Source organism: Sphingomonas parapaucimobilis NBRC 15100, assembly GCF_000787715.1.
Classification (GTDB): Bacteria; Pseudomonadota; Alphaproteobacteria; order Sphingomonadales; family Sphingomonadaceae; genus Sphingomonas; species Sphingomonas parapaucimobilis.
This window is the reverse complement of the sequence record NZ_BBPI01000032.1, coordinates 1-21,766: the sequence shown is the minus strand read 5'-3', so window position 1 is coordinate 21,766 and position 21,766 is coordinate 1. Positions and strand designations below refer to the sequence as shown.

General features: G+C 67.3%; 25 protein-coding genes and 1 pseudogene. 15 read left to right on the top strand and 11 right to left on the bottom strand.

What is annotated here, in order from left to right; genetic code table 11:
- Positions 1-78: 78 nt before the first annotated feature.
- The gene (locus SP5_RS05475; protein ID WP_052811419.1) at positions 79-483 is read right to left on the bottom strand and encodes a hypothetical protein; all 405 of its coding nucleotides are present in this window, start codon (positions 481-483) and stop codon (positions 79-81) included.
- Positions 480-911, bottom strand: a complete 432-nt coding sequence (locus SP5_RS05470) for a protein tyrosine phosphatase family protein (protein WP_042485259.1) — start codon at positions 909-911, stop codon at positions 480-482. Before SP5_RS05470 ends, SP5_RS05475 begins: the two co-directional genes overlap by 4 nt.
- A 157-nt stretch (positions 912-1,068) precedes the next feature.
- Here SP5_RS05470 and SP5_RS05465 point away from each other — a divergent pair, with 157 nt between their 5' ends.
- The 5 genes from SP5_RS05465 (at position 1,069) to SP5_RS05445 (ending at position 6,879) form a co-directional block, all read left to right on the top strand.
- Entirely contained in the window at positions 1,069-2,094 is a 1,026-nt protein-coding gene (locus SP5_RS05465) for a YncE family protein (protein ID WP_157013592.1), read from the top strand.
- Between the two features lie 48 nt (positions 2,095-2,142).
- Positions 2,143-3,315, top strand: a complete 1,173-nt coding sequence (crtY, locus tag SP5_RS05460; protein ID WP_042485258.1) for a lycopene beta-cyclase CrtY — start codon at positions 2,143-2,145, stop codon at positions 3,313-3,315.
- Positions 3,312-4,787: a phytoene desaturase gene (locus tag SP5_RS05455; protein ID WP_042485255.1), complete on the top strand. Its 1,476-nt coding sequence runs from the start codon at positions 3,312-3,314 to the stop codon at positions 4,785-4,787. Before crtY ends, SP5_RS05455 begins: the two co-directional genes overlap by 4 nt.
- 153 nt (positions 4,788-4,940) lie before the next feature.
- Positions 4,941-5,897, top strand: coding sequence for an alpha/beta hydrolase (locus SP5_RS05450; protein ID WP_052811418.1), 957 nt, complete (start codon positions 4,941-4,943; stop codon positions 5,895-5,897).
- Between the two features lie 73 nt (positions 5,898-5,970).
- Positions 5,971-6,879 carry a hypothetical protein gene (locus tag SP5_RS05445; protein WP_042485251.1) on the top strand — a complete coding sequence of 303 codons (909 nt, stop codon included), beginning with the start codon at positions 5,971-5,973 and terminating at the stop codon, positions 6,877-6,879.
- A gap of 76 nt (positions 6,880-6,955) precedes the next feature.
- On the opposite strand, the gene SP5_RS05440 is transcribed toward SP5_RS05445, so the two are convergent.
- Positions 6,956-8,782: an ABCB family ABC transporter ATP-binding protein/permease gene (locus tag SP5_RS05440; RefSeq protein WP_042485248.1), complete on the bottom strand. Its 1,827-nt coding sequence runs from the start codon at positions 8,780-8,782 to the stop codon at positions 6,956-6,958.
- 132 nt (positions 8,783-8,914) lie between these two features.
- Here SP5_RS05440 and SP5_RS05435 point away from each other — a divergent pair, with 132 nt between their 5' ends.
- A complete protein-coding gene (locus SP5_RS05435; protein ID WP_042485246.1) occupies positions 8,915-9,145 on the top strand; it encodes a hypothetical protein in 231 nt (76 codons plus the stop codon).
- Between the two features lie 166 nt (positions 9,146-9,311).
- Here SP5_RS05435 and SP5_RS05430 read toward each other — a convergent pair whose 3' ends face one another.
- Genes SP5_RS05430 through SP5_RS05405 form a run of 6 tightly spaced genes read right to left on the bottom strand, consistent with a single transcriptional unit; the run spans position 9,312 to position 13,579 of the window.
- Positions 9,312-10,262 carry a phytoene/squalene synthase family protein gene (locus SP5_RS05430; RefSeq protein ID WP_042485243.1) on the bottom strand — a complete coding sequence of 317 codons (951 nt, stop codon included), beginning with the start codon at positions 10,260-10,262 and terminating at the stop codon, positions 9,312-9,314.
- Positions 10,259-10,840, bottom strand: coding sequence for an LOG family protein (locus SP5_RS05425; RefSeq protein WP_042485239.1), 582 nt, complete (start codon positions 10,838-10,840; stop codon positions 10,259-10,261). Before SP5_RS05425 ends, SP5_RS05430 begins: the two co-directional genes overlap by 4 nt.
- A 59-nt stretch (positions 10,841-10,899) precedes the next feature.
- Positions 10,900-11,340 carry a hypothetical protein gene (locus SP5_RS05420; protein WP_052811417.1) on the bottom strand — a complete coding sequence of 147 codons (441 nt, stop codon included), beginning with the start codon at positions 11,338-11,340 and terminating at the stop codon, positions 10,900-10,902.
- On the bottom strand, positions 11,337-12,146 hold the full coding sequence (locus tag SP5_RS05415) for an FAD:protein FMN transferase (RefSeq protein ID WP_052811416.1): 810 nt from the start codon (positions 12,144-12,146) through the stop codon (positions 11,337-11,339). The genes SP5_RS05420 and SP5_RS05415 overlap by 4 nt, the downstream gene beginning before the upstream one ends.
- A complete protein-coding gene (locus tag SP5_RS05410; protein WP_042485237.1) occupies positions 12,136-12,663 on the bottom strand; it encodes an FMN-binding protein in 528 nt (175 codons plus the stop codon). The genes SP5_RS05415 and SP5_RS05410 overlap by 11 nt, the downstream gene beginning before the upstream one ends.
- Before the next feature lie 10 nt (positions 12,664-12,673).
- Entirely contained in the window at positions 12,674-13,579 is a 906-nt protein-coding gene (locus SP5_RS05405) for a DUF6662 family protein (protein ID WP_042485233.1), read from the bottom strand.
- Positions 13,580-13,823: 244 nt separating this feature from the next.
- On the opposite strand from SP5_RS05405, the gene recQ reads away from it, so the two are divergent.
- The 5 genes from recQ (at position 13,824) to SP5_RS05380 (ending at position 18,536) form a co-directional block, all read left to right on the top strand.
- Positions 13,824-15,593, top strand: coding sequence for a DNA helicase RecQ (gene recQ, locus SP5_RS05400; RefSeq protein WP_042485230.1), 1,770 nt, complete (start codon positions 13,824-13,826; stop codon positions 15,591-15,593).
- Between the two features lie 10 nt (positions 15,594-15,603).
- A complete protein-coding gene (locus tag SP5_RS05395; RefSeq protein ID WP_042485226.1) occupies positions 15,604-16,116 on the top strand; it encodes a GNAT family N-acetyltransferase in 513 nt (170 codons plus the stop codon).
- A gap of 343 nt (positions 16,117-16,459) precedes the next feature.
- Entirely contained in the window at positions 16,460-17,293 is an 834-nt protein-coding gene (locus SP5_RS05390) for a sterol desaturase family protein (protein WP_245613412.1), read from the top strand.
- On the top strand, positions 17,259-17,579 hold the full coding sequence (locus tag SP5_RS05385; RefSeq protein ID WP_330218791.1) for a DUF2141 domain-containing protein: 321 nt from the start codon (positions 17,259-17,261) through the stop codon (positions 17,577-17,579). Before SP5_RS05390 ends, SP5_RS05385 begins: the two co-directional genes overlap by 35 nt.
- A 72-nt stretch (positions 17,580-17,651) precedes the next feature.
- Positions 17,652-18,536: a MipA/OmpV family protein gene (locus SP5_RS05380; RefSeq protein ID WP_245613411.1), complete on the top strand. Its 885-nt coding sequence runs from the start codon at positions 17,652-17,654 to the stop codon at positions 18,534-18,536.
- A 234-nt stretch (positions 18,537-18,770) separates the two neighbouring features.
- On the opposite strand, the gene SP5_RS05375 is transcribed toward SP5_RS05380, so the two are convergent.
- Entirely contained in the window at positions 18,771-19,286 is a 516-nt protein-coding gene (locus tag SP5_RS05375) for an Ivy family c-type lysozyme inhibitor (protein WP_042485218.1), read from the bottom strand.
- Between the two features lie 64 nt (positions 19,287-19,350).
- Here SP5_RS05375 and SP5_RS05370 point away from each other — a divergent pair, with 64 nt between their 5' ends.
- Positions 19,351-19,794 carry a DUF1810 domain-containing protein gene (locus tag SP5_RS05370; RefSeq protein WP_042485216.1) on the top strand — a complete coding sequence of 148 codons (444 nt, stop codon included), beginning with the start codon at positions 19,351-19,353 and terminating at the stop codon, positions 19,792-19,794.
- A 33-nt stretch (positions 19,795-19,827) separates the two neighbouring features.
- Here SP5_RS05370 and SP5_RS05365 read toward each other — a convergent pair whose 3' ends face one another.
- Positions 19,828-20,205 carry a hypothetical protein gene (locus SP5_RS05365; protein WP_157013591.1) on the bottom strand — a complete coding sequence of 126 codons (378 nt, stop codon included), beginning with the start codon at positions 20,203-20,205 and terminating at the stop codon, positions 19,828-19,830.
- 111 nt (positions 20,206-20,316) lie between these two features.
- Here SP5_RS05365 and ung point away from each other — a divergent pair.
- From ung to SP5_RS05350, 3 genes and pseudogenes are all read left to right on the top strand, one after another.
- A pseudogene (ung, locus tag SP5_RS05360) lies at positions 20,317-21,012 on the top strand (uracil-DNA glycosylase).
- Positions 21,013-21,092: 80 nt separating this feature from the next.
- Positions 21,093-21,404 carry an alkylphosphonate utilization protein gene (locus SP5_RS05355; protein ID WP_042485210.1) on the top strand — a complete coding sequence of 104 codons (312 nt, stop codon included), beginning with the start codon at positions 21,093-21,095 and terminating at the stop codon, positions 21,402-21,404.
- 37 nt (positions 21,405-21,441) lie between these two features.
- On the top strand, positions 21,442-21,606 hold the full coding sequence (locus SP5_RS05350; RefSeq protein ID WP_042485284.1) for a type II toxin-antitoxin system prevent-host-death family antitoxin: 165 nt from the start codon (positions 21,442-21,444) through the stop codon (positions 21,604-21,606).
- Positions 21,607-21,766: the final 160 nt, after the last annotated feature.

The following is a 21,766-nucleotide window of genomic DNA, read 5'->3' as shown; positions in this document are numbered from 1 at the left end:
GATTTTGCACGACCATTCCTCCCCATCTCCGATGGGGAGCGGGACCATCCGAAGGATGGTGGAGGGGCATTCCCACCCTCAACGCGGGGCCAGCCGCCGGATGTCGAGCACATTCACCCCGGCCAGCATCACCGGCCCGAAACGCCCCTCGACCTCCGCGACGATGCCCTCGGCCCCCGATCGCACCCGCGTCCATGGGATTTCGCGCACCCCGATCCGGCGCCCCTGCAGCTTGAGCGCCGCGACCCGGCCGTCGGTCGCCACCACCAGCGCGCCCTGGCCATCGGCACCGACCACGGCGCCCGCCACGGTGAAGCCCGCCAGCGCCGCCTCGGCCGCCGCCGCGACATCCTCAGGCGAGCCGATCCGGCGATCGCGGCGGCGGGTGCAGAGCCAGGCGATCCCCGCCCCGCCCAGCGCCACGCCGAGGCCCAGCCCGGCCAGCGCCCCGGTCGTCACCGTGCCGACGAGCGGCAGGATCATCCGGCGTTGCCTGCCAGCGCGTCCAGCGTCGGACGCAGGCCCGACAGGTCGTAACCCGCCCCTTCGGCCTGCATCACGATCAGGGTCGGGTTGCGCCCGGCCTTGGCCGCCGCCAGCGCCCATAGATTGCAGCTGCGCGTGCCCGACCGGCAATAGGCCAGCACCGGCCCCTTGGCTTCGACCAGCGCCTGGGTCATCTGGTCGACCATCTCGTGGCTGAACCCGCCGGGCGTCACGGGAATGGCGGTATAGGCCAGGCCCTGGTCCTCGGCCGCGGCGCGAATCGAATCGCCGGTCGGCTGGCCGGGTTCCTCGCCGTCGGGACGGTTGTTGACGATGGCGGCATAGCCCGCCGCCTTGATCGCGGCGACGTCCTCGGGCCGGATCTGGGGAGCGACGGCGACGCTTTCATTGATTGGGCGGATCATGCGGTTCACCTATTCAAACGGCCGTTTCACCGCAACTGGTGGCGGACTCTCTTTGCCGGAAAAGACGCATCAGTTTCGCATCGGCTCCGCCATGCGGCGGAACATACGGCCGCGCGCCACGTCTGGCTGTCATCCCCCGTTGTTCAGGAGTCGCCCCATGCCGCTGATCGATCGCCGTCAGGGCCTGTGGAGCCTGGCCGCCCTGGGCGTGGCCTCCGCCCTTCCCCTCGCCTGGGCACGCCGGGCGCAGGCCGCAGCACCATCGCGCGACGTGTTGGCCGTGGTCGAAAAGGGCACGGGCGGCGTCGCCTTCTACCGCGTGCCCGACGGCGAACGGCTGGGTCAGGTGCCGCTGGGCACCCAGCCGCACGAGATGGTCGCCGATGCGGACGGCCGCTTCGCCTATGTCGGCGGCTATGGCGTCAAGGGCTGGCAGTTCGGCGGCGAGGGCGGGCATCAGCTCTGGGTGATCGATCTGGCGGCGCGCAAGCTCGCGCGCACCATCGACCTGGCCCCGCACCGCCGCTGGCACGGGATGCGGATGGATGCGAAGGGTCGCCTCTATGCCCTGTCCGAGACCGACAGCCTGCTCGCCCGTTTCGACACGCCCGCCACCGCCGACAGCCCCGACCGGATGATCCCGGTCGGCGGCGCGCGCAGCCATTATTTCGTGGTGAAGGCCGATGGCAGCCGCGCCTATGTCGCCGACACGATGAGCGGCATGGTCATCATGGTGAACCCCGACGATGCCAGCTTCGCACCGGTCAAACAGCATATCGGCAAGGCGCCCGAGGGCCTGGCGCTCAGCCCCGACGAACGGACGCTCTATGTCATCGACCGCCCGGCGGGCGTGCTCCACGCGCTCGATGCGGTGACGCTGCGGCCGCGCGCGCGCACCACCCTGCGCGGTGAGGCGGTGCGGGTGGTCGTGCAGCCGGACGGCCGGTTGATCGTGTCGAACACCGCCGACAAGAGCCTGACCCGCCATTCGCCCGCCACCCTGGCCGAGGAAGCACGGCTGCCCCTGCCCGCCGCCGCGCCGGGGCTGAACCTGCCCGCCGGAGACTCGATCCTGTACGCGGCGCTGGAGAATGACCGGATCGCGATCGTTGATCTGGCGGCATGGAAGATCACCAGCGGCTTCGCGACCGGCGACGCGCCCGACACCGCCGTCCTTCTGTAATGGCACCGACCCTTTGCCTCGGCCCCGCTTTCCGGTAGCGGTGGGCCAATGGCTGCCAAAATCTCCTGCGATGTCGCGATCATTGGCGCTGGCCTGGCTGGCGGGTTGATCGCGCTGGCGTTGAAAGCCCGCCATCCCTCGCTCGACGTCCGGCTGGTCGATGCGGGCGAGACGATCGGCGGCAACCATCTCTGGTCTTTTTTCGGCAGCGATGTCGCCAATCGCGACCGCTGGATCGTCGAGCGGCTCGTCGCCCATGGCTGGCGCAGCTATGACGTCGCCTTTCCGGCGCATTCGCGCACCATCGACCAGACCTATTATTCGATCGAGAGCCACCGCCTCGACACCGAAGTGCGCCGGGCGTTGCCGCCGAAAGCGCTGATCCTGGGGCGCAAGGTGCTGGCGGTGTCGGCCACCGCCGCCGTCTTCGCCGATGGCGACCGGGTGGAGGCGACGGGCGTGATCGACGCGCGGGGCGCGGGCGACCTGTCGTCGCTGTCCTGCGGCTGGCAGAAGTTCGTCGGGCAGGAACTGAAGCTCGCCCGCCCGCACGGGGTCGAGCGGCCGGTGGTGATGGACGCCACCGTCAAGCAGCTGGACGGCTATCGCTTCGTCTATACCCTGCCCTTCGCCGAGGACCGGATCTTCGTCGAGGATACCTATTACTCCACCTCCGCCGAGCTGAACCGTCGCGCCATCGTCCAGCGGATCGAACGCTATGCCGACAGCCGCGACTGGGTGGGGGCCGAGGTGGTGCGCGAGGAGGCGGGCGTGCTGCCGGTCGCGATGGGCGGCGATTTCGACGGTTACTGGCGCAGCGGCGGGGCCAGGACGCCCAAGGCCGGGATGCGCGCCGGGCTGTTCCATCCGACCACCGGCTATTCGCTGCCCGATGCGATCCGAATGGCCGCGATGCTGGCCGATCGGCGCGACTTTGCAGGCGCCGACCTGCACGACGCGACCTATCGCATGGCGCGCGACGCCTGGGACGCGCGCGGCTTTTACCGTATGCTCGACACGATGTTGTTCAAGGCCGCGGAGCCGGATGAGCGATACCGCGTTCTCGAGCGTTTCTATCGACTTCCGCCCGACCTGATCGGGCGATTCTATGCGGGGCAATCGACCATGGCCGATAAGGCACGAGTTTTGACCGGACGGCCGCCGGTGCCGATCCTGCGCGCGATCGCCGCCCTGAGAGATAAGTCGGGGGGCCGGGCATGAAGAGCGCGATCGTCATCGGATCGGGCTTTGGCGGGTTGGCGCTGGCCATCCGCCTGCAATCGGCGGGTGTGCAGACGACGATCGTCGAGGCGCGCGACAAGCCGGGCGGGCGCGCCTATTATTGGGAGCGTGACGGCTTCACCTTCGACGCCGGGCCGACGGTTATCACCGATCCGGCCTGTCTGGAGGAGCTATGGGCGCTGACCGGCCGGTCGATGTCGGAGGATGTGACGCTCGATCCGGTCCATCCTTTCTATCGGCTCAACTGGGTCGACGGCACCAATTTCGATTACAGCAACGACGACACCCAGCTGCGTTCGGAAATCGCCAAGCTGAACCCCGACGATATCGCGGGCTATGGCAAGTTCCTGGACTATGCCGAGGGGGTGTACCGCGAAGGCTATGAGAAGCTCGGCCATGTCGCGTTTCTCGACTTCGCCTCGATGATCAAGGCCGCGCCCGCGCTGGCGAAGTACCAGGCATGGAATTCGGTCTATGCCATGGTGTCGAAGTTCGTGAAGTCGGAGAAGCTGCGCGAGGCCTTGTCCTTCCACACGCTTCTCGTCGGCGGCAATCCGATGACGACCAGCGCCATCTATGCGCTGATCCACAAGCTGGAGCGGGACGGCGGCGTCTGGTTCGCGCGCGGCGGCACCAATCGCCTGGTGGCGGGCATGGTCGCGCAGTTCGAGCGGATCGGCGGCGTGATCCGGCTGGGCGATCCCGTCACGCGGATCGAGACTTTGGGCGACCGCGCGACCGGCGTGGTGACCAAGAGCGGCCTGACCATCCAGGCCGATGCCGTCGCGACCAATGCCGATATCATGCACAGCTATCGCGACCTGCTGTCCGACAACCGCTCGGCGCGGCGGGCGGTCAACCGGCTGGAGCGCAAGCGCTATTCGCCGTCGCTGTTCGTCGTCCATTTCGGCATCAAGGGCGCCTGGCCGGGCATCCCGCACCACATGATCCTGTTCGGTCCGCGCTATAAGGGCCTGCTGACCGATATCTACGATACCGGCGTGCTGTCGGAGGACTTCTCGCTCTACCTCCACCACCCGACCGTCACCGACCCGAGTCTTGCGCCCGAGGGGCATTCGACCTTCTACGCGCTGGCCCCGGTGCCGCACATGGGCAAGTTCCCGATGAACTGGGACGAGGTCGGGCCGATCCTGGAAAAGCGCATCCTCGACGAGGTGGGCCGCCGCCTGATCCCGGACATCCATGAGCGGATCGTGACCAAGTTCCATTACGCCCCGGCCGATTTCGCGACCGACCTGAACGCGCATATGGGTTCGGCCTTCTCCTTGGAGCCGATCCTGACGCAGAGCGCCTATTTCCGGGTCCACAACCGCGACGATTCGATCCCCAACCTGTATTTCGTCGGCGCGGGCACCCATCCGGGCGCGGGCATTCCGGGCGTGGTCGGCAGCGCCAAGGCCACGGCGGCGCTGATGCTGGAGCGGCAGTAACCGCCTCCCTCCCCCTCCGTTCAGGCTGAGCGAAGTCGAAGGCCAAGGGAAAACCTGGCCCCGCATCCCTGTGGCGAGGGCATCGCGTGGCCTTCGACTTCGCTCAGGCTGAACGGGGCGTCGGGAATAAAGGCCATTAAAGAGGGGTAGGTCATGTCGCTCGTCACGCTGTTCGCCGCCATCATCGCCGCAACCATGCCGATGGCCGATCGCGACATTGCCGCCCCCGGCCCTGAGGGTCCGCTGAAAGGCAGCTGGACCGGGCCGGAGGGGGCCAAGGTGCCGGTCGTGCTGATGATCCCCGGATCGGGACCGACCGACCGCGACGGCAACAGTCCGCGCGGGCTGAGGGCCGCCTCGCTGCGTCTGCTCGCCGAAGGGCTGGCAGCCAAGGGCATTGCCAGCGTGCGAATCGACAAGCGCGGCATGTTCGCCAGCGCGGGCGCGATCCCCGATGCCAACAAGGTGACGATCGACGACTATGCCGCCGACACCCGTGCCTGGATCGCCACGATCCGTGCGAAGACCGGCGCGCCCTGCGTGTGGGTATTGGGGCATAGCGAGGGCGGGCTGGTCGCGCTGGACACCGCCGCCGCCAGACCGGCGGGACTGTGCGGCGTCATCGCCGTCTCCACCCCCGGACGCCGACTGGGCGAGGTGATGCGGGCGCAGCTCCATGCCAATCCGGCCAATGCGCCCATCCTGGCCGATGCAGACCGCGCGATCGACTCGCTGGAGGCCGGGCATACCATCCCCGCCGCCAGCCTGACGCCTCCGCTGTCGATGCTGTTCGCCGACGTGATCCAGCCCTTTCTGGTCAACAGCTTTGCCAAGGACCCGGCAAAACTGGCGGCCGCGACCACCAAGCCGCTGCTGATCGTGCAGGGTGAAGCCGATCTGCAAGTCACGGTCGAGGACGCCCGGACGCTGAAGGCCGCCCAGCCCAAGGCGACGCTGATCCTGCTGCCCAAGGTCAACCACGTGTTGAAGACGGTCGAGGGCGAGAGCCGGGGCGCGAATCTGGCGACCTATGCCGACCCCAATCTGCCGATCGCACCGGGCGTGGTGACGGCGGTGGCGGATTTCATCACGAACCACCCCGCGCAATAAAGTCCGGTCCGGCCATAAAGCCGACACGATTGCACCCGATCGTTACCCGGTCGTCACGACACCGGGAGAGTTCATGATGCGCCGTCCCTTCGCCTGCCTGTTCATGGCCACCCTGACGGCCGCCACGTCGCCGCCATCGGAGCGGGTGATCGCACCGGAAGGACGCGAAACCCTGTCGGTCAACGGCGTCACCCGTACCGTGCTGATCGATCCGGCGGCGCTCGGCATTCCGATCATCACCAAAAGCTATGCCGAAGCCGCGGGTATGAAGCCGGGCATGATCGAAATCGGCTTCCGGGTCGGGCCGGTACGGATCGACGGCAAATCCGCCGTGGCGGAGGTTCGGTCCGGTGCAGGGGCCGCGTTCAAACGACGGATCGCCTTTGCCGAACAACCTTATGCCACGGGCTATGACGGCGTGTTCGGCCCTGCCAGCCTGGCCGATCCCGTCATCCGCTTCCGCCTGCGCGCACCGCAACCGGGCGAGCGCGTCGTCAGCCTGCCGATGGTCGGCGGCGGCGGGATGTTCGGCGATTGGGGTTCACGCTATGTCGTGATCCCGATCGAGGGGGAGCCGATGCGGGTCATCTTCAACCCCCGCAATCCGCGCAGCACGACCAATGCGGGTGGCGCGGTCCGGCTGGCACGGGCTTATGGCGGACAGTTATCCGGTGCGGCGACCCAACAGGAAATCGTCTTCGGGGTGACACGGCCGATTCGGACGATGACCTTGAAGACGCCCGTCGCGATCGGCCCGTTCGCGATGTCGCAATTGGGGGTCCGAACCGTCGATTTCGGCAGCACGGCGACCATCGCCGACGCCGATGCACCGGCGGGTGATCCGGACGAAGTGGTCGTAACCGGCAAGGGCAGGCGCAATCCCAAGAAGGACTGGCTGTCGATCGGCGCCGACCAGATGAACCGCTGTTCGTCGATCGTGTTCGACAAGCCCGCAAGGCAGGTGCGGTTGAGCTGCCTCTGATCTTCCTCCCCTGCAAGGGGAGGGGGACCAGCGCAGCTGGTGGAGGGGTGTCACCTCCCCTTACAGGGGAGGAAACTCACGCCAGCAGCGCATCCTCCTCGACCTGTTCGACCTCGGCGGCCTGTCGCGCCCACATCTCCGCATACAGCCCGCCCTTCGCCAGCAATTCGCCGTGCGTGCCGCGCTCGACCACCTGGCCGCCATCGAGGACGACGATCTGGTCGGCATGGACCACCGTCGACAAACGGTGCGCGATGACCAAGGTGGTCCGCCCGCGCTCGATCGCCCGGAGCGTGGCCAGAATATCCGCCTCGGTCCGGCTGTCGAGCGCGCTGGTCGCTTCGTCGAGGATCAGGATCGGAGGGTTCTTGAGGAGGGTGCGCGCGATCGCCACGCGCTGCTTCTCGCCGCCCGACAGCTTCAGCCCACGTTCGCCGACGCGGGTCGCATAGCCCTGGGGCTGGCGTTCGATGAAGTCGGCAATGGCCGCGCCCTTCGCGGCGCGCTCGACATCGTCCTGGTCGGCACCTTCGCGGCCATAGGCGATGTTATAGCCGATCGTCTCGTTGAACAGCACCGTGTCCTGCGGCACGATGCCGATCGCGGCGCGTAAAGAGTCCTGCGCCACCGCCGACACCGGCTGGCCATCGATGGTGATCGCACCGGAATTCACATCGTAGAAGCGATAGAGCAGCCGCGCGAGCGTCGACTTGCCCGCACCCGACGGTCCCACCACCGCACAGGTCGTGCCCGCCGGCACATCCAGCGTCAGCCCCTTCAATATGGTCCGCTCGGGATCATAGCCGAACACGACATGATCGAACCGGACATGCCCGCCGGTCACCTTCAACGACGGCGCGCCGGGCGTGTCGACGACTTCGGCGGGGGTGTCGATCAGGTCGAACATCGCACCCATGTCGATCACCCCCTGCCGGATGGTCCGATAGACCATGCCGAGCAGGTCGAGCGGCCGGAACAGCTGGGACAGCAAGGTCGATACCAGCACCACGTCACCGGCCGACGCCGCCCCCCGGCTCCACTCGCGCACGACCCAGGCCATGGCGAAGCCCAGCATCAGGCTGGTGATCGCCGCCTGTCCGACATTGAGCCAGGCGAGCGAATTTTCCGACTTGGTCGCCGCACGCGCATAGGCGGCGACGCCGTTCTCATACCGCCGTGCCTCACGCTCCTCGGCGTTGAAATATTTCACCGTCTCGAAATTCAGCAGCGAGTCGACCGCATGCGCGACCGCCCCGGTGTCGAGGTCGTTCATCTGCGTCCGCAACGCATTGCGCCAGTCGGTCACCTTGCGGGTGAAGACGATGTACAGAACGACCATCGCCATGGTGGTGACGACCAGGACGGGGCCGAAGCTGCGCCCGAAGATCGCCAGGACCAGCCCCAGTTCCAATACGGTCGGCGCGATGTTGAACAGCAGGAAATACAGCATCGTGTCGATGCTCTTGGTGCCCCGCTCGACGACCTTGGTGACGGCGCCGGTACGCCGCTCCAGATGGAAACGCAGCGACAGGCGGTGGAGGTGGCGGAACACGTCGGCCGACAGCCGCCGGGTCGCATCCTGCCCGACCATCTCGAACACCGCATTGCGCAGATTGTCGAACAGAGTGGTCGCGAACCGCGCGCCTGCATAGCCGACGACCAGCAGGATCACGAGCGTCACCGCGCTCCGATCGTTCGCCGCCATCCGGTCGACCGCATATTTGAAGGTATAGGCCGCGCCCAGCACCTGGACGAGCTTGGACAGGATGACGAGCGCCATGGCCGCCACGATCCGCACGCGCAAGCCGGGCTCTCCGGCGGGCCAGAGATAGGGGAGGAAGCGGCGGAGCGTCGGGATCAGCGGCCGGTCGGCCGTCCCGGCGGTGGGATCGATTGGGGGCATGTCTGCCCCATGTCGGACGAAGCGGCGCCGAGTTCAATGGCGCAGGAACGCAATAGGGCGCCAAGGCAATCGTCCGAAGCCCGGAACCTCCCGCCGCGCGCCCACGTTTCACCTTTAACTGGAGGCGGTTAGATGGAACCGATTTTCTATGTGATGGCGATCCTGGGCTGCGGCGACGGCAGCATGGACTGCACCGAGGCGCGCATGGTGCCCGCCCGCTATGAGACCATGGCACAGTGCCGGGCCGACCTGGCCAACCGCATCGCCGCCAACACCGACGTCCCCTATCCCGTGATCGGGGCCGACTGCCGCCGGATGGGCGCGCAGATGGCGAAGACCGGACGCAAGCCGACTCGGGGCTAAGCACCCCGCTCTCCGTTCTGCTCCCCTACCCTCCGTTCGGCCCGAGCGAAGTCGAAGGCCAAGGGAACCAGAGGACAGGTTTCCCATCTGGTGAGTTATTCGCGTGACCTTCGACTTCGCTCAGGCTGAACGGAGGATGGGATAAGCCCGAACGCAGGGCTGGGCGTCAGCGCGGCCGCGTCCACAGCGTCGGATCGCGCGGGACGATTCGCATCTTGTCCCGCCGCGCCGCCTGCAGGCTGGCGCGCGCCATGAAACCCAGCTTCTCCAGCTTGCCGGTTCCGACCCGCGTGTCCCAGGCATGCCGTCCCCGCTTGGCCACCTTGCGCCCGATCGCACCATAGATCGCCGCCGCCGACAGCACCGCCCAGGCCGAGCGATAGGAGAGCGCGGGCGTGCCCATCCGCGCGCTCGCCTCGAACGCCGCTGCCCGGTCGGTCAGCCGCCGCGCCAGCGCGCTCAGGCCCGGCCGGTGCGAGGGGGCCATGATCGCGTCGGGGGCAATGCTCTTATAGGCGAGCCATTCGCGCGGCAGATAATGCCGCCCCGCGCCCGCATCCTCGGCAATATCACGCGCGATATTGGCCAGCTGGAACGCCATGCCCAGATCGCAGGCACGGTCGAGCACGGCGTCATCGTCCGGCGCGACGCCCATCGTCACCGCCATCATGCAGCCGACAACCCCCGCGACATGATAGCAATAGCGGTAGAGATCGTCCTCGGTCGCGGGCCGCCAGTCCTGCGCATCCAGCGCGAACCCGGCGATCAGGTCGCGGGGCCAGCGATGCGGCATTCCCGTCTCGGCCACGACCACGCGCAGCGCATCAAAGGCCGGGTCGCCGACCACCCGGCCCGCCAGCGCCGCCTCGGTCTTCTCGGTCAGCTCGGCCAGGCGCGCCGGTGCATCGGCCACGCGGGTCATGCCATGGCCATGATCCTGCCCGTCGGCGATATCGTCGCAGCGGCGGCACCAGGCATAGAGCAGCCAGGCGCGCGCACGCGTTTCGGGATCGAACAACAGGCTTGCCGCCGCAAAGCTCTTCGAGCCCCTGGCGATCGAATCCCGCGCCGCCGCCACCAGCGCGTCGCGCTCGGTCGGGGCGGCGGTGTCGCTCACAGATCGTCCGCGTTCATGCGCACGATCGGCTGGGTCGGCACATGCCTGCCCATCCGGTCGAGCAGACCGTCCAGCATGGTGTCGACGATCAGCAGCTCGCGGTGCTGCGGCCGCAGGAAACCGACCTCGCCCATCTTGTCCCAGAAGGCGACGAGATGATCGTAATAGCCGCCCGTGTTGAGCAGCCCGACCGGATCGGCATGATAGCCGAGTTGCGCCCAGCTTAGCGCTTCCCACAATTCATCCATCGTACCGGTGCCGCCCGCGATGGTGATGAAACCGTCGGACAGGTCGGTGAATGCCTTTTTCCGCTCATGCATGCCGGGCACGACATGCAGTTCGGTCAGCCCACGATGCGCGACCTCGGCATCGACCAGCGCCTGCGGGATGATGCCGATCACCTCGCCCCCGGCCTCCAGCGCCGCATCCGCCACCGCGCCCATCAGGCCCAGCCGCCCGCCGCCATAGACGACGCCGATTCCCCGCTCCGCCAGACCGCGCCCGACGGCGCGCGCGGTTTCGATATATTGGGGGTCCGAGGGGGTCGCCGACCCGCAGTAAATGGCCAATCGCTTCATGGGTCGTAGCGCTAGGCGATGAGGCCCGGCGGGGCAAGCCGGGCTGGCGGGGCGCAGGGTCAGCGCGGGTGCCCGCGCCCGATCCGGTGGACCAGGAACAGCGGCAAGGACACCAGCCCCAGGCTCCAATGGACGATCGACACCCAGCCGCGCAGATCGTCGTCGCTGGCATAATAGAGCAGATAGCCGGTCGCGAGCAGCAGCATCGCGCCGGCGAACAGCACGCCCCCCGACCCGCGCCGCCGCTTCGCGGTCCAGCCGCGCACGATATGCACTGCCCAAAGCAGCCCCAGAAACGCCGTGGTGGCCAGCGCCATCAGGCCATGAAGGCGCAACGCCCATGGTTCGACCGGGCTGATCTCCGGCCCATATTCCCCCTGTCGCGTCAGCCAGTGGTGCGCGATCAGCCAGCCCGTCCCGCTGGCCCAGAGGAGCAACAGCACGCCTTGGAGCAGACGCCGCCGCCTGGTGGTCAATTGCATCGCATTGGCACGGCTCACATTTCGCATCCTATCGTTCGCCATCCCCGGTCGGGCTGATGGACATAGGCAACCGCGTCGTGCGCGCGGAGCAGCGCGGCGGCATCGTCGCCCATCGCCAGCACGATCTTGGTCAAGGCATCGGCGTCGGTGCAGCACGGCGCCGCGACGCTGACGAAAGCGGGCGTCGGGAAGGGGGCGGCGGCGGACGACGGGGCCGCGCGTCCGTCGCGGTGCTGCACCACGCCATATTCGGCCAGGCTGCCGATCACGTCGCTGCTGGCCAGCGCCCCATCCTGCAACAGCACCGCGACCGGCGCTGCGGGGCCGCTGGGGGTGAGCGTCACCGTCTCCTCCGGACCGAAGGTGCGCAGGTCGCCCCCGGCATTGACCATCGCCGCGACCAAGTCCGCCGCCGCCAGCCGCTCGCAGGCGCGATCGACCGCATAGCCCTTGGCGATGCCCGACAGATCGAGCCGCAGCGTGCGCCGCACCGCTATCCGCACGCCCTGAAGCCGCAGGTCGCGCCACGACGCGCCATTTTCCGGCAGGACCGGATCGAATGCACCGCCGCTGGCCTCCGCAAAGGCCAGCGCGCGGCCCAGGCACGCCGCCGTTGCGTGATCGATCACCGCCTCCTCGCCCGGCCGAAGACGAGCAATGGCCGCCAGATCGCTGGCCGCCGACTGGAAGCTCATGCGGTGATGGACATGGGCGATCGCCGCATAAGCCTGGTCGATGGCGGCGACGACCGCCCCTTCGCTGTCGCCGCTCGCCCGGATCGTGGTGATCGTGCCCAGCCAGGGCCGGGCGCGTTCAGCCTGCACCGAAGACGATGCTGTTGGTGGCCAGCAACCGCTTCACACCCTCGGTCACATGCCGTGCCGAGAGCGTTCCCCCCGAATTGTTGCGAATGTCCTTGTCCAGCTCGAAGGGCGCGCCGTCCTGCTTGCCGACGAACTGGTGGCGCCAGGCCGGGTCACGGACCTGCCCCCCATAGCTTTCACGATAATCGAGTATCTCCAGGCCGCGCACCGTGCCGTCGGCATTGACGGCGAGCGCCAGCGTGATGAACTCGTGCTTGCCCAGCACCCGGTCGACGAACAACCGGCCGCCATGCGGCGCGTGCCAGCTCCGCACCGTCCGGGACAGGACATGGACGCCGCTATGCGCGCGGATCGCGGCCATTTGTTCGGGGGACAGCGTGCGATCGTCGGGGATCAGGGCCTGGTTGGGAAACCAGGCCGCCTGGACCTGTTGCACCGTCATGTAAACGGTGGCGCATAAGGGTGCCGGAATGGCGGCCGCGGCTATCGCGGCGAGCGGGATGAAGCGCGAGCGCATGGGTCCGTCCTTAAAAGGGGATGCCGAGTTTGAACGTCACCTCGTTGCGCTCATGACTGCGCAGGAAGAGGGTCTTGCCGATGTCGTTGCCGTCTTCGTCAAAGCCGGGATTGCCCGCGAATTGCCGCAGATAGCCCAGCGTCGCCCAGGCATGTTGACCGGCATAATGGACCGCCGGCCCGGCCCAGTAGACCGAATGCTCATGCTTGGTGAAATTGCCATATTCGTTATGGTTGCGGAACTCGGCCCCGACGAAGAACTTGGGTGCGACGCGATAGGTGGCGCCCAGTTCATTGTTCCAGTCGAGTTCGCTATTGGTGTCGGGGCGTCCCGAAAAGCGGATCGATTCCGCCTCCAGCACCAGATTATAGGCCAGGACCACCCGGTCATCCGCGAAGTTCTTCTGAACGATCACACGGGTTTCCAGCCCGAAGGTGCCGGGACCGTATTTCAGGCCATTGTGCAGATCGTGAAAGGCATATTCGGGCTCGATATAGAAAGCGAGGCCCCAGCCATGCTTGTTCTTGTACGGGCTGATCGCGCGGTAGACCAACTCGGTCGACAGGCTCTGCACCGTGAGATTGTGGCGGGTAAAGCCGGTCTGGCCCCGTTCGTCGTCATCATCGGGCGCGCCGGTCGCGTGCATCCGGTTGGAGTTGACGTAGAGCGACGCCTGGAAATTGTCGGTGACGCCATATTCGAACTCGGTGCGCAGGTCGGTGGCGTCGTAATGGCCGAACGCGCGCCCCTCGCGCTCACGAACGACCTGTTCCAGCTCGAAATGGCCCGCCGGGGTCAGGTCGGTCGTATAGACCCGTGAAAACATACCCTCGCTGGCCATGGCCGGGGCGCTCGCCGCCATCATCAAGACGCACGACAGGGTGGCAGCCAGCGGCCGCGTTCGACAAATCAGCATGAATCCCCTCATGAATATGAGACTTAGTCGCAATAGCCACGACACTGCGCTCTGGCAATGTTTCGTTACAAAGCGAACCGCCCGTTTCGGGGATGGAAAGGCCCGATCGACGCCACGGGCATCGGACAACATCGCAAAAACACGCCCGATTTCTTCCACGGAACGGATGCGAAAATTTTTTTCGTCAGGCGCGAAAAACCGGCTGCCCTTCCCCCGCCCCTGCACGGTCGCTACATGCAGGCCGATGGTCGCCGACCCCCTTGCCAAACTCCATGAAGTCTTCGGGTACAGCCAGTTCCGCGGCGTGCAGGCGCAGGTTGTCGACCGCGTCCTGAACCGGCAACGGACGCTGGCGGTCATGCCGACGGGCGCAGGAAAATCGCTCTGCTACCAGCTGCCCGCCGTGATGATGGACGGCTGCTGCGTCGTGGTCAGCCCGCTGATCGCGCTGATGCACGACCAGTTGCGCGCGGCCGAGGCGGTGGGCATCCGCGCCGCCACGCTGACCAGCGTCGACCAGAACCGGGCCGAGACGGTCGCGCGCTTCCGCGACGGCCAGCTCGACCTGCTCTATGTCGCACCCGAGCGTGCTTCGTCAGGGCATTTCCGCGAGTTGCTCAGCTCCGCGCCGCTCAGCCTGTTCGCGATCGACGAAGCCCACTGCGTCAGCGAATGGGGGCATGACTTCCGCCCCGACTACCGGCTGCTCGAACCGCTGATGGACGCCTTTCCGGAGGTGCCCCGGCTCGCGCTGACCGCGACCGCCGATGCGCATACGCGCGCCGACATCGCCAAGCAGCTGGGCATTCCGGTCGAGGGGATGATCGTCTCGGGCTTCGACCGGCCCAATATCCGCTATGCGATCAGCCCCAAGGCGAACGTGAACCTGCAGATCGCGCGCGTCGTCGCCGACACGCCCGGCCCCGGCATCGTCTATGCCCAGACGCGCGCCGCGACCGAGAAGCTGGCCGAGGCGCTGGCGCGGACCGGCCGCCCGGTGCGCGCCTATCATGCCGGGCTCGACCCCGCAGTGCGCGCGAAGAACCAGGCCGATTTCGTGGCGAGCGAGGACATGGTGATCTGCGCCACCGTCGCCTTCGGCATGGGCATCGACAAGCCCGACGTGCGCTTCGTCGCCCATGCCGGCCTGCCGAAATCGATCGAGGCCTATTATCAGGAAACCGGCCGTGCGGGCCGCGACGGCGATCCGTCGGTCGCGCATCTCTTCTGGGGCGCCGACGATTTCGCCCGCGCGCGGCAACGCATGGCCGAGGTCGAGCCCGAGCGGCAGGCGGGCGAGCGCGCGCGGCTGTCGGCGCTGGGGGCGCTGGTCGAGACGGGCGGATGCCGCCGCCGCATCCTGCTGCGCCATTTCGGCGAGGAACTGGCGGAGGATTGCGGCAATTGCGACAATTGCCTGGGGTCGCCCGATGCGGTCGATGCAACGACCGTAGCGCAGAAATTCCTGTCGGCGGTGTTCCGCACCGGCCAGATGTTCGGCGCGGGCTATATCGAGCAGGTGCTGACCGGCCAGTCGACCGAGCGCAGCCTGATGAACGGGCACGAGGCGCTGTCGGTGTGGAACATCATCGACGGGGACGAGGTGGCGCTGATCAAGCCCGTCCACCGTGCGCTGCTGTTGCGCGATGCGCTGCGCACCAATCATCATGGCGGGCTGGAGTTCGGCCCCGCCGCCCGCGCACTGATCAAGGGGGAGGCGCGGCTATCGCTGGTCGTGCCGCCCAAGCGTGAGAAGAAGGGCCGCCGCGCCGCACCCGTCGCCGCCAATCCGGCGGACAATCCGCTGTTCGAGGCGTTGCGCGCCAAGCGGCGCGAACTGGCGCAGGAGGCGGGGGTGCCGCCCTATGTCATCTTCCACGACTCGGTGCTGCGCGACATGGCGGCGCAGCGGCCGACCGGTCGGGCGGCGCTGTCGCTGCTGTCGGGCATCGGCGCGCGCAAGCTGGATGCCTATGGCGAGGCGTTTCTGGCGGTGATCCGCGACGCGGGCTAAGCTGCGGGGCATGACCGCGCCGACCCTGACCACCGAACGGCTGACCCTGCGCAGCCATCATCCCGACGATCTCGACGCACTGGCGGCGATGTGGGCCGATCCGGCGGTGTCCGGGATGATCGGCGGCAAGCCGCGCGCTCGCGAGGATGTGTGGATTCGGCTGCTTCGATCGGTCGGATGCTGGACGGTGTTCGGATACGGCGCCTGGGTGGTGTGCGACCGGGCGACGGGGCAGGTGCTGGGCGATATGGGCCTGCTGGAGTCACGGCGCGCGATCGTACCGGAACTGACGGTGCCGGAGGTCGGATGGACGCTGGTCCCGGTCGCGCAGGGCAAGGGCTATGCGGGCGAGGCGATGCGCGCGGTGCTGGCTTGGGCGGATGCGCGAGGCCTGACGCGGACCTGCTGCATCATCGATCCGGGGAACGCTGCGTCGATCCGACTGGCGGAGAAGCTGGGTTACGGCGCGCCGGTCGAGGGGGTCTATCACGACGGGGCGATCCGCATCTTCCACCGGGGATAACCCAAGCTCCCACTTCCGTTCGCACTGAGCGAAGTCGAAGTGCATGGGATGCGCTCGCTGATAAGGTGATGCGTGGGCTTCGACTTCGCTCAGGCTGAACGGAGGTGGTGGAGTTCGAGCGGAGACGCGGAGGTGTCACGTCCGGCCGACAGGCCGCTTCTGCTCATCGACGGCGCGGCATGGGCAAAAGGATGAACACGTCCTCGACGCCGACGCCCGCTTCAACCTCTCCGCGCCTCCGCGCGAACAAAAGGCCTCGAACCAGACGTTCGCGGTTCAAGCCCCGCCCCCGATAGGGTACAAGGCTCTCGTGACGCTTGCCCTGATCCTGTCCGCCATCGCCATGACGCTGATCGTCGGTGTCCGCTATCTGCTCGCCTCGGGGGCGTTTGCGCTGGCGACCCGGGCACGGCATCCGAATCTCTATGCCGGGCTCGATCCGCAGATCCGGCGCGAAATCTGGTGGAGCCTGGCCTCCGCCGCCATTTACGGCGTGCCCGCAGGCATCGTCGCCTGGGGCTGGCAAAATCGCGGCTGGACACAGATTTACGCCGACATCCATGCCTATCCGCTCTGGTACTGGCCGGTGTCGATCCTGCTCTATCTGATCGCGCACGACACCTGGTTCTACTGGACGCATCGCTGGATGCACCGCCCGGCCGTGTTCAAGGCGGCGCACGCCGTCCACCATGCCAGCCGCCCGCCGACCGCCTGGGCCGCCATGGCCTTTCACCCGATCGAGGCGGTGACGGGCGCTGTGGTAATTCCGCTACTTGTGTTTGTGATTCCGATTCACATCGGCGCGCTCGGCTTGGTGCTGACCATCATGACCGTTATGGGCGTGACCAACCACATGGGTTGGGAGATCTTTCCGCGATTCCTGTGGCAGGGGCACCTGGGGGGGTGGCTCATCACGGCAAGCCATCATCAACGGCATCATGAGCAATATGGGTGCAATTATGGACTCTATTTCCGGTTCTGGGATCGACTGTGCGGCACGGACCGGGGGCTCGGGGATTTCGAGCGCGCCCATGCGCAGGCCGCGCGCCGCGCTTCTGGTGCTGGCCGCCCTGCCGCTGATCAGCGCCGCGCCGGTCAGCCGACTGGACATCGGGATCGACCAGCTCCGCTCGGCCAAGGGCATGATCCGGCTGTGCCTGACCGCCGACCCGGATAACTTCCCGCAATGCGTCGACGATGCCCGCGCGCTGACCCGCTCGGTCCCCGCCGGGCAGCGGGGCATCCACCTGGACGGCCTGCCGCACGGCAATTACGCCGCCGCCGTCATCCATGACGAGAACAACAACGCCAAGCTCGACACGCTGGCGGGCATCCCGCGCGAAGGCTTCGGCTTTTCACGCAATCCGGTGATCCGCTTCGGCCCGCCGCGCTTTGCCGCGGCGCGGTTCACGCTCGATTCTGTTGCCGAAACACAACAGATCAAGATGCGGTACATCTTCTGACACAATCCGCCGGAGCGAAATCGTGACCGTAGCGTTGCATTTCGGATAACAGAATTCAGGGAGTTTTCCGTCTTGCGCCTATTTTCGCGCGTTTCCGCCCCGCTGATCGCCATGGGCGCATTGTCCCTGTCGGCCCCCGCTTTTGCGCAGGATGCCACGGTGTCCAGCAACCCCGCCGCCGCCGAGATGGCGGGCCAGCTGGGCAAGAACACCATCACCGTCGGCCTGGCCGGGGCCTATCTGCCCGATTACGAGGGGTCGAACGACTATCAGTTCACCCCCGCCCCCGCCGCGCTCGCCTATATCGACGGGCACACCATCACCTATATCGGCAACCGTATCTCGGTCGACCTGATCGGCGACAAGGCCAATCGCGACTGGGATATCCAGGCCGGGCCGATCGGCGTGGTGAACCTGGACCGCACCGCCCCGTCGCAGATCGACGATCCCCGCGTCCGCGCGCTGGGCAAGATCGGTGCGGCGGTCGAGCTGGGCGGCTATGTCGGCATCGGCAAGATCGGCGTGGTCACCAGCCCCTATGACCGGCTCTCCGTCTCGCTCAGCTATCGCCATGACGTGACCGGCGTACACGACAGCGGCATCTGGCAGCCTTCGGTCAACTATTTCACCCCCTTGTCGACCAAGGCGGCGGTCGGCCTGTTTGCCACCGCCGAGCGGGTCGGGCGCGGCTATGCCCGCCGCTATTTCTCGATCACGCCGGACCAGAGCGCGGCGAGCGGCCTGCCCGTCTATAATGCGCGGGCAGGCTGGAAGGACTGGTCGGTCGGTGGCCTCGCCACCTATTCGATCACCGGCAACCTGCTGAAGGGGTGGAAGGTCGTCGGCGGCCTGACCTATGGCCGGATGGTCAACGACTTCGGCGACAGCCCGATCGTGGCGCAGGCCGGTTCGCGCGGCCAGTGGCTGAGCGCGCTGGGGCTGGCGTACACGTTCTGAGGACAAGCTGAAGGCCCGGCCGGGGAGGAATCGCGGCAGGCATATCCGGCGGCGCGCCTTCCCCTCACTCCCGTAAGCCTCTCCCCTCCCGCAAGCGGGAGGGGTCGGGGGAGGGCAAGGAGTCTCACCGAGACCATCGCCCGTGGCCTTCCCTCCCCCATCCCCTCCCGCCTGCGGGAGGGGCGTGATTCGTTGCGAGCCGCTGGTGCCCCCTCGCCATGCGCGGGGGGAGGATCACCCCTCCTGCGGGCATTCCCCCGGCTGGGTCACGGGTGCGCCGCCCATATACCATTGGCTGCGGTCGCCCATCGTCTCGCGGTCGTGATAGCAGACCCGCGCCTTGGACGATTTCAGATCGATCTGGACCGTCCAGTTGTTGTCGGCGCAGTCATGCGGGGTGCAGCCATGGGCGGCGATCCCCTGCTCCCCCTGGCGGAAGATCGGCACCGTCACCGCGCCGCGCGACATGATCCGCTGCACCAGCTTCTGGTCGCCGACCGCATCGTGCAGCGCGCTCGCCACCTCGGTCCGGTCGAAGAAGCTGACCCCGTCGACCGCATCGCCCGGATAATGGCCGACATAGCTGGTCAGCGGATTGACCTGCGCCACGCCCGGTATCGGAGTGGGTCGCGCCGTACCCGGCGGGGTGAAGTTGCCCGGCGCGACATCCGAGTCGGTATCCCCCCCCTGCCCGCCGCACGCCGACAGCGCGAGCAGGGCCAAGGGGGCAAGGATGGCGAAACGGCGCATGTCTCTCTCCTGACGAATCTCGTATGGGCGGGAACGCTTCGGGGCTGCGGCCGGTTGCCCCTTCATGTCATCCCCGCCTGCCCATGATGCCGCGCTGGCCCGCTTTGTCGAGGCCCAGGCGAACAGTTTTGCCACGGCGCTGGCCGAACTGCGATCCGGCGGCAAGCGAAGCCACTGGATGTGGTATATCTTCCCGCAGATCGCCGGACTGGGCCGCAGCCCCACGGCGATATTCTATGCCATCGCCGATGCCGACGAAGCCCGCGCCTATCTGGCGCATCCGCTGCTGGGGGAGCGCCTGCGGGCCGCCGTGGCCGCCGCGATCGCTGCGCCGGGTTCGGCCGAGGCGATCTTCGGCGCGGTCGATGCGATGAAGCTGCGCTCCTCGCTGACCCTGTTCGCCGCCGTCGCCGACGATCCCGCGCCATTCCGCCAAGGGCTTACGCGCTTCTTCGGCGGGCAGGACGATCCCGCGACGCTGGCGAGGCTCGACCATCCCGGACGGTGACGGTCGAGCCTCTCCCGGGTTACTTGGCCCGACTCACTTGATCGTGACGGGGCCGGGGCCGGTGACGCTGGCCGACTGGTCGGCGGTCAGCACGATCGTCCACTGGGTCGTTCCGTCGCACACCGCGTTCCAGGTCGGGTTGTCGTTGGTGGCGGCGGCTTCCTTCATCGCGGTGACCGACTGGCAGCTGGCGCCGCTCGGCCCGGCGTCGCGGATCGCGCGGAACAGGACGCCGCGACGCTGGCCCTCGGGCAGCGCACGGATCTTGGCGCCCAGCGTGTCAGCGCTCATCTCGGTACCGTTGGTGGTGACGGCGGCCGCGCTGTTATTCGCCGGTTCGCTGGAGGACCCGCACGCCGCCAGTGGCAGCGCGGCGGCCATCACGGCCAGGAGAATCGTGGAACGCTGCATGAACCAGTTCCTTTCCTATCTGGCGGTCGCGGGAGGGCGACCGTATCGCCTGCATAACGATCATCGGCGACGCCGGTTGCGCGCATCCGTCGCGAACGGCAAGACACATTCATGAGCGATGTTCGATTGCACGAAAGCTGGCTGTCGGTGCTGCGGCCCGAATTCGACGAACCCTATATGAAGGCGCTGAAATCCTTCCTCGCCGAGGAGCGCGAGGGCGGCGAGCGTGTCTTCCCCCGCCCGTCCGAGTGGTTCCGCGCGCTCGACCTGACGCCGCTGGATCAGGTGCGCGTCGTCATCCTGGGGCAGGACCCCTATCATGGCGAAGGGCAGGCGCATGGCCTGGCCTTCTCGGTTCAGCCCGGCGTCCGGCCGCCGCCCAGCCTGGTCAACATCTAAAAGGAGATGGCGACCGACCTGGGCATCGCCCCGCCTGGCCACGGCCTGCTCGACCATTGGGCGCGGCAGGGGGTGTTGCTGCTCAACTCGGTGCTGACCGTGCGCATGGGGCAAGCCGCCTCGCATCAGGGGCGCGGCTGGGAGCGCTTCACCGACGCCGTGATCCGCGCCGTCGCCGCCAGGCCCGAGCCGGTCGTCTTCATCCTGTGGGGCGCCTATGCCCAGAAGAAAGCGGGCTTCGTCCGTGAGATGGGCGAAGGGCGGCACTGCGTCCTGACTTCGGTCCACCCCTCGCCCCTGTCGGCGCGGGGCGGCTTTTTCGGCTCGAAGCCCTTTTCGAAGGCCAATGACTTCCTGGTCGAGCATGGTCGCGAGCCGATCGACTGGGCGCTCCCGCCGCTGGCATGATCTGTAATCATACTGGCATCATTTCGGCCAAGCGCGCATAGCGCCCGCCATTCCACCGATCAGAACAGGGACCCCAGGCCATGGCCGACGACGACTATGTGTATGACGAAGCGACCGGCGAATGGATCAGCGCGGCCGACGCCGCCGCCAAGGGCGGCACGGCCAGCGACGACGATGCGGTCGTGGTGCGCGACTCGGTCGGCAATGTGCTGAGCGACGGCGACCAGGTGACGCTGATCAAGGACCTTACCGTCAAGGGCGCAGGCCAGACGCTGAAGCGCGGCACGCTCATCAAGTCGATCCGCTTGACCGGCGACGCGCAGGAAATCGACTGCAAGTTCGACGGGATCAAGGGCCTGGTGCTGCGCGCGGAGTTTGTGCGGAAGCGGTGAGGTTGACGTTCAGCCGGTTGTAGGAGAGCATGGCCCCATGCAGGCAGTCTCCTACGACGAAGCGGCCGAGAATCTGGAGGCGATGATCGACAAGGTCGTAGCCGACCGCGCGCCCGTGGCGATTACGCTTGAGCGGGGCGAAGGAGCGGTTCTGGTATCGGCCAGCGAGTGGGCGTCGATCGAGCAAGTTCTGATCCGATAATACTTCGCTAGGACGGATCGACATTCAGACATACCCTTCTTCCCTCGCCCCTCTTGAGGGGAGAGGGTTGCGCAGACTTAGTCTTTGCGAAGCAAAGGCTTAGTCGGAGCTGGGTGAGGGGTGAAGCGCTCGGGCAGCGAGCGCGCGAGCCTTGAGGCTC

What these genes read in the sequence shown, in the direction of transcription:
- SP5_RS05475 (WP_052811419.1), bottom strand. Translation starts at nt 483, where the DNA reads ATGATCCTGCCGCTCGTCGGCACGGTGACGACCGGGGCGCTGGCCGGG.
- SP5_RS05470 (WP_042485259.1), bottom strand. Translation starts at nt 911, where the DNA reads ATGATCCGCCCAATCAATGAAAGCGTCGCCGTCGCTCCCCAGATCCGG.
- SP5_RS05465 (WP_157013592.1), top strand. Translation starts at nt 1,069, where the DNA reads ATGCCGCTGATCGATCGCCGTCAGGGCCTGTGGAGCCTGGCCGCCCTG.
- crtY (WP_042485258.1), top strand. Translation starts at nt 2,143, where the DNA reads ATGGCTGCCAAAATCTCCTGCGATGTCGCGATCATTGGCGCTGGCCTG.
- SP5_RS05455 (WP_042485255.1), top strand. Translation starts at nt 3,312, where the DNA reads ATGAAGAGCGCGATCGTCATCGGATCGGGCTTTGGCGGGTTGGCGCTG.
- SP5_RS05450 (WP_052811418.1), top strand. Translation starts at nt 4,941, where the DNA reads ATGTCGCTCGTCACGCTGTTCGCCGCCATCATCGCCGCAACCATGCCG.
- SP5_RS05445 (WP_042485251.1), top strand. Translation starts at nt 5,971, where the DNA reads ATGATGCGCCGTCCCTTCGCCTGCCTGTTCATGGCCACCCTGACGGCC.
- SP5_RS05440 (WP_042485248.1), bottom strand. Translation starts at nt 8,782, where the DNA reads ATGCCCCCAATCGATCCCACCGCCGGGACGGCCGACCGGCCGCTGATC.
- SP5_RS05435 (WP_042485246.1), top strand. Translation starts at nt 8,915, where the DNA reads ATGGAACCGATTTTCTATGTGATGGCGATCCTGGGCTGCGGCGACGGC.
- SP5_RS05425 (WP_042485239.1), bottom strand. Translation starts at nt 10,840, where the DNA reads ATGAAGCGATTGGCCATTTACTGCGGGTCGGCGACCCCCTCGGACCCC.
- SP5_RS05410 (WP_042485237.1), bottom strand. Translation starts at nt 12,663, where the DNA reads ATGCGCTCGCGCTTCATCCCGCTCGCCGCGATAGCCGCGGCCGCCATT.
- SP5_RS05405 (WP_042485233.1), bottom strand. Translation starts at nt 13,579, where the DNA reads ATGCTGATTTGTCGAACGCGGCCGCTGGCTGCCACCCTGTCGTGCGTC.
- recQ (WP_042485230.1), top strand. Translation starts at nt 13,824, where the DNA reads ATGGTCGCCGACCCCCTTGCCAAACTCCATGAAGTCTTCGGGTACAGC.
- SP5_RS05395 (WP_042485226.1), top strand. Translation starts at nt 15,604, where the DNA reads ATGACCGCGCCGACCCTGACCACCGAACGGCTGACCCTGCGCAGCCAT.
- SP5_RS05390 (WP_245613412.1), top strand. Translation starts at nt 16,460, where the DNA reads ATGACGCTGATCGTCGGTGTCCGCTATCTGCTCGCCTCGGGGGCGTTT.
- SP5_RS05385 (WP_330218791.1), top strand. Translation starts at nt 17,259, where the DNA reads ATGATCCGGCTGTGCCTGACCGCCGACCCGGATAACTTCCCGCAATGC.
- SP5_RS05375 (WP_042485218.1), bottom strand. Translation starts at nt 19,286, where the DNA reads ATGCGCCGTTTCGCCATCCTTGCCCCCTTGGCCCTGCTCGCGCTGTCG.
- SP5_RS05370 (WP_042485216.1), top strand. Translation starts at nt 19,351, where the DNA reads ATGTCATCCCCGCCTGCCCATGATGCCGCGCTGGCCCGCTTTGTCGAG.
- SP5_RS05365 (WP_157013591.1), bottom strand. Translation starts at nt 20,205, where the DNA reads ATGCAGCGTTCCACGATTCTCCTGGCCGTGATGGCCGCCGCGCTGCCA.
- SP5_RS05355 (WP_042485210.1), top strand. Translation starts at nt 21,093, where the DNA reads ATGGCCGACGACGACTATGTGTATGACGAAGCGACCGGCGAATGGATC.
- SP5_RS05350 (WP_042485284.1), top strand. Translation starts at nt 21,442, where the DNA reads ATGCAGGCAGTCTCCTACGACGAAGCGGCCGAGAATCTGGAGGCGATG.